This is a genomic window from Burkholderia sp. DN3021 (assembly GCF_049805555.1).
GTDB lineage: Bacteria > Pseudomonadota > Gammaproteobacteria > Burkholderiales > Burkholderiaceae > Burkholderia > Burkholderia pyrrocinia_C.
Map to the genome: position 1 here is coordinate 1 of NZ_JBNCAB010000147.1, position 8969 is coordinate 8969.

The 8969-nt window shown below is 69.2% G+C and carries 9 protein-coding genes and 1 riboswitch; of the genes, 8 read left to right on the plus strand and 1 reads right to left on the minus strand.

From position 1 onward, the window contains the following. Positions 1-114: 114 nt before the first annotated feature. Complete coding sequence (locus tag ACPUER_RS35200) at positions 115-1887, minus strand: ABC transporter ATP-binding protein/permease (RefSeq protein ID WP_175963228.1); 1773 nt, start codon at positions 1885-1887, stop codon at positions 115-117. A gap of 271 nt (positions 1888-2158) precedes the next feature. Next, a riboswitch (TPP riboswitch) is annotated at positions 2159-2281 on the plus strand. A gap of 234 nt (positions 2282-2515) precedes the next feature. Here ACPUER_RS35200 and ACPUER_RS35205 point away from each other — a divergent pair. From ACPUER_RS35205 to ACPUER_RS35240, 8 genes are all read left to right on the plus strand, one after another. Beyond that, positions 2516-3661 (plus strand): FAD-dependent oxidoreductase, encoded by a 1146-nt coding sequence (locus ACPUER_RS35205; RefSeq protein WP_425133387.1) that lies wholly within the window; start codon positions 2516-2518, stop codon positions 3659-3661. Positions 3662-3693: 32 nt separating this feature from the next. After that, positions 3694-3891: a sulfur carrier protein ThiS gene (thiS, locus tag ACPUER_RS35210; protein WP_027783340.1), complete on the plus strand. Its 198-nt coding sequence runs from the start codon at positions 3694-3696 to the stop codon at positions 3889-3891. Positions 3892-3929: 38 nt separating this feature from the next. Further along, positions 3930-4745 (plus strand): thiazole synthase, encoded by an 816-nt coding sequence (locus tag ACPUER_RS35215; protein WP_059232578.1) that lies wholly within the window; start codon positions 3930-3932, stop codon positions 4743-4745. Further along, positions 4742-5869 (plus strand): thiamine phosphate synthase, encoded by a 1128-nt coding sequence (thiE, locus tag ACPUER_RS35220; RefSeq protein WP_175963226.1) that lies wholly within the window; start codon positions 4742-4744, stop codon positions 5867-5869. The genes ACPUER_RS35215 and thiE overlap by 4 nt, the downstream gene beginning before the upstream one ends. A gap of 84 nt (positions 5870-5953) precedes the next feature. After that, positions 5954-6775, plus strand: a complete 822-nt coding sequence (locus ACPUER_RS35225; protein WP_006477138.1) for an ABC transporter ATP-binding protein — start codon at positions 5954-5956, stop codon at positions 6773-6775. After that, the gene (mlaE, locus tag ACPUER_RS35230; RefSeq protein ID WP_175963225.1) at positions 6772-7539 is read left to right on the plus strand and encodes a lipid asymmetry maintenance ABC transporter permease subunit MlaE; all 768 of its coding nucleotides are present in this window, start codon (positions 6772-6774) and stop codon (positions 7537-7539) included. Before ACPUER_RS35225 ends, mlaE begins: the two co-directional genes overlap by 4 nt. Positions 7540-7563: 24 nt before the next feature. Further along, a complete protein-coding gene (gene mlaD / locus ACPUER_RS35235; protein ID WP_072443874.1) occupies positions 7564-8124 on the plus strand; it encodes an outer membrane lipid asymmetry maintenance protein MlaD in 561 nt (186 codons plus the stop codon). A 31-nt stretch (positions 8125-8155) separates the two neighbouring features. Further along, positions 8156-8969 (plus strand): MlaA family lipoprotein (locus tag ACPUER_RS35240; protein ID WP_425133388.1); only part of this gene is annotated, 814 nt, incomplete at its 3' end.

Here is an 8969-nt window from a genome sequence, read left to right on the forward strand (position 1 = left end):
CGCCGCGCGCGTGCAGCGCCAGCGCGATGCCGGGCGCCGCGAGCCGTCGCGCGAGCGCCGCGCCGATCCCCGAGCCTGCGCCGGTGATCAGCACGATGCGCGCGGCGCGTGCGCTCACGCAGCCACCTTGTCGCCGGCGTTCACGCGCTCGACGTTGATCGTGCCGACGTGGAACGCGGCCAGCGACTCGCGATGCGCGATGCTGACGATCGCGGCCTTCGGCAGCCGTTCGGCGAACAGGTGGTACAGGCGTGCCTCGTTGTCGGCGTCGAGCGCGCTGGTCGCTTCGTCGAGGAACAGGAAGTCGGGCTTGTGCAGCAGCACGCGTGCGCCGGCAAGGCGCTGCTGCTCGCCCGGCGACAGCACGCGCGTCCAGTGCGCGGTTTCGTCGAGGCGCTCGACGTAATCCTCGAGGCGGCATGCGCGCAGCGCGTCGCGGCACGCGTCGTCGCTGAACGTGTCGGGCGTCGCCGGATAGGTGAGTGCGGCCTTCAACGTGCCGATCGGCAAATAGCTCGTCTGCGGCACGAACATCATCCGCGCGCCCACCGGCGCGTCGATCGCGCCGTCGCCGAACGGCCACAGGCCCGCGAGCGCGCGCATGAACGTGCTCTTGCCGGAACCCGACTTGCCGATCACGAGCCAGCGCGAACCCGGCTCGATCGTCACGTTGCCGATCTCCGCGAGCGCGTTGCCGTTCGGCAGCGCGAGCTTGAGCGACGACGTCGACAGCTTCGCCGCGTCGACGTAGTGCAGGTTGATGCCGCCGTGCTCGGTCGCGGGCGACAGGCTTTCCTTCAGGTGCGACGTGCCCATCACGCGCTTGAATTCGCGCAGACGGTTGACGGTGGCGCGCCATTCGACGAGGGTCGAGTAGCTGTTGATGAACCACGAGAACGAATCGCTGACGGTGCCGAACGCGGACGAGATCTGCATCAGCACGCCGAACGAGAACGCGCCCGCGAAGTACCGCGGCGCGGCGACGACGAGCGGGAAGATGATCGCGATCTGCCCGTAGAAGCTCAGCACGAACGTGAGGCGCTTCGTGTACTTCATCACGCGCCACCAGTTGTCGCGGATGCGCATGAAGAGGTTTTGCGCGTTGCCGGTCTCGGTTTTCTCGCCGTCGTAGAACGCGATCTGCTCGGCGTTCTCGCGCACGCGGATCAGCCCGAAGCGGAAATCGGCCTCGACGCGCTGCTGCTGGTAGTTGATCGACACGAGCGGATGGCCGACCTTCTGGATGATCAGCGAGCCGACCACCGCGTAGAGCGCGGCCGCCCACACCATGTAGCCGGGAATCGAGATCGGCGTGGCGCCGAGCGTGAACGTCAGCGCACCGGCGAGCGACCACAGGATCGTGATGAACGACACGAGCGTGACGACCGTCGACAGCAGGTCGAGCGACAGCGCGAGCGTCGTGGTCGAGAACGACTGGAGGTCGTCGGTGATCCGCTGGTCGGGGTTGTCCGCGAGGCGGTCGCGTTCGATCCGGTAGAACGCGCGATCGCCGAGCCACTGGCCGAGAAAACGGTCGGTGAGCCACTGGCGCCAGCGGAAGCCGAGCATCTGCCGCAGGTAGCGGCCGTACACCGCGAGGATGATGAACGCGAACGCGAGCGCGGAGAACTGCATCAGCAGGTGCGGGAAGTCGTGGACGTCCTTCGACTGCAGCGCGTTGTAGAACTCGGCGTTCCACTTGTTCAGCCGGACGTTGATCCACACCACGCAGAGGTTGATCGCGATGATCGTGACCAGCAGCCCCCACGCGACTTTCCATTCGGACGATACCCAGTAGGGCTTGATGAGGCTCCATGCGGATACCGGGCGCTCGTCCTGCGGCGCGTCGGAGGCGGCGGAGCGGACGGGGTCGATCGATTGGGTCATGTGCTTCCTGATGAGTAGCCGGCGCGCGGGCCGGGTGAAGCCGGGCGCGCGCCGCGATACGGCATGCCGGGGCGAGGCGCCGACTGACGGCGGGCGCTGCGGATGGTCGCCCGCGCGTCTTAAACGGCGCTTAAGGGCCGGCGGTGACGCGGCAACCGGCCGCTCGCGCGGCCGGCCTGCGGGCATTGTGCCAGAGCGGCGCAGCGCTCCGGCGAATTTGCCGCAAGGGGGACAGTTTGCGGCGCTTTCCGCTTTTATGGTCTAATGGCCAACGACGAAACAGGGGTGCTTTGCATGCGGCCGGCGGAAGTTCAGCGCGGTGCGGCGAGGCTGAGAAAGACCCTTCGCACCCGATCCGGGTAATACCGGCGAGGGAAGTTTCTGATCCCGCCGGGCCGCGCTGGCTGCCATCCCACATGGTCAGCGCCCGAGTCCCGCCCGGCCGGCCTTTGCTGCCGGTTTCGTCCTTTTGGGTACGCGCATTGCGCGTTACGGAAGGAATGATGACCGCACAATCTTCAGTCTTTTGCATGGCTCCCGGCCCGATGTCGCGTGCGTTCGCACGGGACGGCGCGTGCGCGTCGACGTTCGTCGTGCGCGCCCGCGCGGTTCGCGAGGAGCGTGCGCGATGAACGTCCAGGATTCACGGCCCGCACGGCCCGATTTCGCGGTGCTCGGCGGCGGCCTCGTCGGCCGCCTGATCGCATGGCGGCTCGCGGGCGACGGGCATCGCGTCGCGCTCTACGAGCGCGGCGGCCCGGACGGCGAGCAGTCGGCCGCGTGGATCGCGGCCGCGATGCTCGCGCCGCTCGCGGAAGCGGCGAGCGCGGAGCTGCTGATCACCGAGCTTGGCGTCGCGTCGCTCGCGCGCTGGCCGCAGTGGCTCGCCGAGCTGCCCGAACCCGTATTCTTCCAGCATCACGGCACGCTCGTCGTCTGGCATCACGCGGACCGCGCGGAGGCGCCGCTGTTCGAGCGGCGCGTGCGCGCGAACGCGCCGGCCGACCTGTTCGACGGCGGCTTCGTCACGCTCGCGGGGACGCAGGTCGATGCGGCCGAACCCGCGCTCGCGGGCCGCTTCGCGCGCGGCCTGCTGCTGCCGCGCGAAGGCCAGCTCGACAACCGCCAGGCGCTGCGCGCGCTCGCGGCGGGCCTCGCCGAACGCGGCGTCGACCTGCACTGGCACGTCGCGATCGACGATGCGAACCTTCCCGCCGCGCATTTCACGATCGATTGCCGCGGGCTCGGCGCGAAATCCGCGCTGCCCGCGCTGCGCGGCATCCGCGGCGAAGTCGCGCGCGTGCATGCGCCCGGCATCGGGCTCACCCGGCCCGTGCGGCTGCTGCATCCGCGCTATCCGCTGTATATCGCGCCGAAGCAGGACGATCTCTACGTAATCGGCGCGACCGAGGTGGAGGGCGAGGACATGTCGCCCGTCAGCGTGCGCTCCGCGCTCGAACTGCTGAGCGCGGCGTTCTCCGTGCATCCGGCGTTCGGCGAGGCGCGCATCCTCGAACTCAATGCGCAGTGCCGGCCGACGCTGCCCGATCATCGCCCGGCGGTGATCTGGGACGGCGCGTCGACGCTCGCCGTCAACGGCCTGTACCGGCACGGCTTCATGATCGCGCCGGAAGTCGCGCACGCGGCGGCGGCGTTCGCCGAAGCCGCGCTCGGCGGCGCGTTCGGCGATGCCGACGCGTTCGCCGCGTGGCGCGCCGCCGCGCGCTGGCCGACGCTCCTTCACCACCGCAACGACGCGCGCCAGCCGGCCTGACGCGCGCCGCCGACCGAATCCGACGAAGCCTCATGGATATCCAGATCAACCAACAGACCCTGACGCTGCCCGACGGCGCGACGGTGGCCGACGCGCTCGCCGCGTACGGCGCGCGTCCGCCGTACGCGGTCGCGCTGAACGGCAACTTCGTCGCGCGCACGCAGCATGCGGCGCGCGCGCTCGCGGCGGGCGACAAGCTCGACGTCGTGCACCCCGTCGCGGGCGGCTGAGCGCCGCCGGTTCGTCCCCGCATTTCCAGGAAAACGACATGACGTCCCTCACATCCGCCGACGCGTTGACACTGTACGGCGAAACCTTCGCGAGCCGCGTGCTGCTCGGCACGTCGCGCTATCCGTCGCTGCAGTCGCTGTCCGATTCGATCGCCGCGTCGCGGCCCGGGATGGTGACGGTCGCGCTGCGCCGCCAGATGACGGGCGGCACGGCCGAAGCCGGCTTCTTCGACCTGCTCAAGCGCCACGCGGTGCCGCTGCTGCCGAACACGGCCGGCTGCCAGACCGTCGCCGAGGCCGTGACGACCGCGCACATGGCGCGCGAGGTGTTCGGCACCGACTGGATCAAGCTCGAGCTGATCGGCGACGACTACACGCTGCAGCCCGACCCGGTCGGGTTGATCGAGGCCGCTGCGCAACTGGTGAAGGACGGTTTCAAGGTGCTGCCGTACTGCACCGAGGATCTCGTGATCGGTCGGCGCCTGCTCGACGCCGGCTGCGAGGCGCTGATGCCGTGGGGCGCGCCGATCGGCACGGGCAAGGGCGTCGTGAACCCGTACGGCTTGCGCGTGCTGCGCGAGCGGCTGCCCGACGTGCCGCTGATCGTCGACGCGGGGCTCGGCGTGCCGTCGCACGCGTGCCAGGTGATGGAGTGGGGCTTCGACGGCGTGCTGCTGAACACGGCGGTGTCGCAGGCCACGCACCCCGAGATCATGGCGCGCGCCTTTGCGCAGGGCGTCGAGGCTGGCCGCGCCGCGTATCTCGCCGGGCCGATGGACGCGCGCGAAACCGCGCACGCGAGCACGCCAGTCGTCGGGATGCCGTTCTGGCACCAGGACGGGGGCGGCGCGTGAGCGGCGCGCGTTTCGCCGATACATTCTGGCCGCCGGCCGACGAACTGGCCGAAGCGGCCGAGCGGATTCGCGCAAGGCTCGGCGACTGGCCGGGCACGGCGGCGCCGTGGCGGCTTTGCGTGGCGGCGCCCGACGTGCCGGCCGACGGCGACGTGCTGATCGTGTCGGCCGGCGACCGCACCGCGCAGGCGCGCGCGTCGGCCGCGTCGCGACCGGCGTCGCCCGATGCGGTCGCGATCGAATTCGACGAGCAGGGCGCGGTACTGCATGCGTCGGCTGCGCGCTATGCGCTCGACGCCGCGCATCCGCTCGCGGACGACTGGATCGCGGCGCTCGCCGCATTTCTCGATTGCGGCTTCGCGCCGGTCGACGCGCTGGTGCTCGCGCTGGCGTGGCGCGACGGTGACGAGACGCGTGCGACCGACGCATGGCCGGTCGACGCCGCGCGGTTCCCGCGCGTCGCCGGGCTGCCGGCCGCGCCCGAGCCCGCGTTCGCGCCGTGCCCGGCGCAACTCGGCCTGTATCCGGTCGTGCCGGACGCCGAATGGGTCGAACGCGTGCTCGATTGCGGCGTGCGGACCGTCCAACTGCGCATGAAAGGTGCGGCGCCGGACGCGTTGCGCCGGGAAATCGCGCGTGCGGTCGCGGCCGGGCGTCGTTATCCCGATGCGCGCGTGTTCATCAACGATCACTGGCAGATCGCTGCAGATGAAGGTGCATACGGCGTTCATCTGGGCCAGGAAGATCTCGAAACGGCCGATCTGGCCGCGATCGCGCGTGCGGGCCTGCGGCTCGGGCTGTCGAGCCATGGTTATTACGAAATGTTGCGGGCGCTGCACGAGCGCCCGAGCTATCTCGCGCTCGGCCCCGTGTACGCGACCGCGACCAAGGCCGTTGCCGCGCCGCCGCAGGGCCTCGCACGGATTGCCCGCTACGCGCGCTTTGCGGGCGCGCGGGCGCCGCTCGTCGCGATCGGCGGAGTGGGGCTCGACACGCTGCCGGACGTGCTGGCGACGGGCGTCGGCAGCGTCGCGGTGGTCAGTGCGGTTACAGGCGCAGCCGACTATCGGACAGCGCTTATTGCATTGCAGCAATGTTTTCCCGGACAATTTGACAATCATTGACCGCAGGGCCCGGAACGGCGTCACGACATCATTCCAATGCAGGCCCTATAATTCGGCGTTCTGCGTAAAAGGACTGTCCGCTCCGTGAGCCCCACTCCTACCGAGACCCTGCTGGAACTTCGCGATGTCGACTTTGGCTACGGCGACCGCCTCGTCCTGTCCAACCTGAACCTGCGCTTCGGGCGCGGGCAGGTCGTCGCGGTCATGGGCGGGTCGGGTTGCGGCAAGACGACCGTGCTGCGCCTGATCGGCGGCCTCGTGCGCGCGCGCCGCGGCCAGGTGCTGTTCGACGGCGCCGATGTCGGCGCGCAAACGCGCGACGGCCTGTATGCGCTGCGCCGCAAGATGGGCATGCTGTTCCAGTTCGGTGCGTTGTTCACCGACATGTCGGTGTTCGAGAACGTCGCGTTCGCGCTGCGCGAGCACACCGACCTGCCCGAAGACCTGATCCGCGATCTCGTGCTGATGAAGCTCAACGCGGTCGGCCTGCGCGGCGCGCGCGACCTGATGCCGTCCGAGGTGTCGGGCGGGATGGCGCGCCGCATCGCACTGGCGCGCGCGATCGCGCTCGATCCGCAGCTCATCATGTACGACGAACCGTTCGCGGGCCTCGATCCGATCTCGCTCGGCATCACCGCGAACCTGATCCGCACGCTGAACCAGGCGCTCGGCGCGACGTCGATCCTCGTCACGCACGACGTGCCGGAATCGTTCGCGATCGCCGACTACGTGTATTTCCTGGCCAACGGCGGCGTGCTCGCGCAGGGCACGCCCGACGAGCTGCGCGCGTCGACCGACCCGAGCGTGCGGCAGTTCATCGACGGCGCGCCGGACGGCCCGTTCAAATTTCACTACACGAGCCCGCCGCTTGCAGCGGATTTCGGGCTCGGCGGAGGGCGCGCATGATCAGCGCGATCGGACGTTACGTCATCGGCGGCCTCGAGCGCACGGGCTACGGCACGCGCCTGTTCGTGCGCCTCGTGCTGGAATTCTTTCCGCTGCTGCGCCGGCCGCGGCTTGTCACGAAGCAGATCCACTTCCTCGGCAACTATTCGTTCGTGATCATTGCCGTGTCGGGGCTGTTCGTCGGCTTCGTGCTCGGCCTGCAGGGGTATTACACGCTGAACCGCTACGGGTCCGAGCAGGCGCTCGGCCTCCTGGTCGCGCTGTCGCTCGTGCGCGAGCTTGGGCCCGTCGTCACCGCGCTGCTGTTCGCGGGCCGCGCGGGCACGTCGCTCACGGCCGAGATCGGCCTGATGAAGGCCGGCGAGCAGCTCACCGCGCTCGAGATGATGGCGGTCGACCCGATCAAGACGGTGATCGCGCCGCGCATGTGGGCGGGCATCATCGCGATGCCGTTCCTGGCCGCGATCTTCAACGCGGTGGGCGTGCTCGGCGGCTACTTCGTCGGCGTCGTGCTGATCGGCGTCGATCCGGGCGCGTTCTGGTCGCAGATGCAGAGCGGGGTCCAGGTCTGGGCCGACGTCGGCAACGGCGTGCTGAAGAGCATCGTGTTCGGGTTCGCCGTGACCTTCATTGCGCTGTACCAGGGGTATGAAGCGAAGCCCACGCCCGAAGGCGTGTCGCGCGCGACCACCAAGACGGTCGTGTTCGCGTCGCTCGCCGTACTCGGCCTCGATTTCCTGCTGACCGCGCTGATGTTCAGCTAGGCCTCAGCCAAGCCATATTTTGGGATGACGATGAAAAAGACTGCTCTCGACTTCTGGGTCGGCCTGTTCGTGGTGGTGGGCTTCCTTGCGGTGCTGTTCCTGGCGCTGAAGGTCGGCAACATGAGCTCGCTGTCGTTTCAGCCGACCTATGCGGTGAGGATGAAATTCGACAATATCGGCGGGCTGAAGCCGCGCGCGGCCGTGAAGAGTGCCGGCGTCGTGGTCGGCCGCGTGAAGTCGATCGGCTTCGACACCAACACCTACCAGGCGCTCGTGACGATCGATGTCGACGGCCAGTATCAGTTCCCGAAGGATTCGTCGGCGAAGATCCTGACGTCGGGCCTGCTCGGCGAGCAATATATCGGCCTCGATCCGGGCGGCGACACCGAAATGCTGAAGGCAGGCGACACGATCACGATGACGCAGTCGGCGATCGTGCTCGAGAACCTGATCGGCCAGTTCCTGTACAGCAAGGCCGCCGATGCGGGCGGCGCGAAGCCGGCAGCCGGCGCGCCGGCCGCGCCCGCACCGGTGGCTGTGCCGGCGTCCGCCGTGTCCGCCGCGCCCGGTTCGGCAGCGCAATAACCACACGAGAGAATACAAGAGGGGAATGACCATGCAGACGATCCGCATCAGGCACGCCGCGCTCGCGGTGGCGGCAGTCGCCGCGTTGAGCGGTTGCGCGACCGTGCAGACGCCGACCAAGGGCGATCCGCTTGAAGGCTTCAACCGGACGATGTACAAGTTCAACGACACGGTCGACACGTACGCACTGAAGCCGGTCGCGCAGGGTTACCAGAAGGTCGTGCCGCAGCCGGTGCGCGACAGCGTGACGAACTTCTTCTCGAACATCGGCGACGTTTACGTTGCGGCGAACAACATCGTGCAGTTGCGGATCGCGGACGGCGTCGGCGACATCATGCGCGTCGTGATCAACACGGTGTTCGGCGTCGGCGGCCTGTTCGACGTCGCGACGATCGCGAAGCTGCCGAAACACACCGCCGACTTCGGGGTCACGATGGGCCGCTACGGCGTGCCGTCGGGCCCGTATCTCGTGCTGCCGCTGCTCGGCCCGAGCACGGTGCGCGACACGGCCGGCCTCGGTGTCGACTACGTCGGCAACCCGCTGACCTATGTGAAGCCGGACGGCCTGAGCTGGGGCCTGTTCGGCGTGAATCTCGTCAACACGCGCGCGAACCTGCTCGGCGCGGGCGACGTGCTGGACGCCGCGGCGCTCGACAAGTATTCGTTCGTGCGCAACGCGTACCTGCAGCGCCGCCAGATGCTGATCGACAACGCGCGCGGCGAGGCAGGATCTACGGAAAGCAACGACGCGCTCCCTAAGTACGCCCGGCCGGACGACGGCGCGGCGCCGCCGCCCGCCGCCGCGGCCGGTTCGGCGGGTGCGGCGGCGGTGGGTGGTGCGGTGG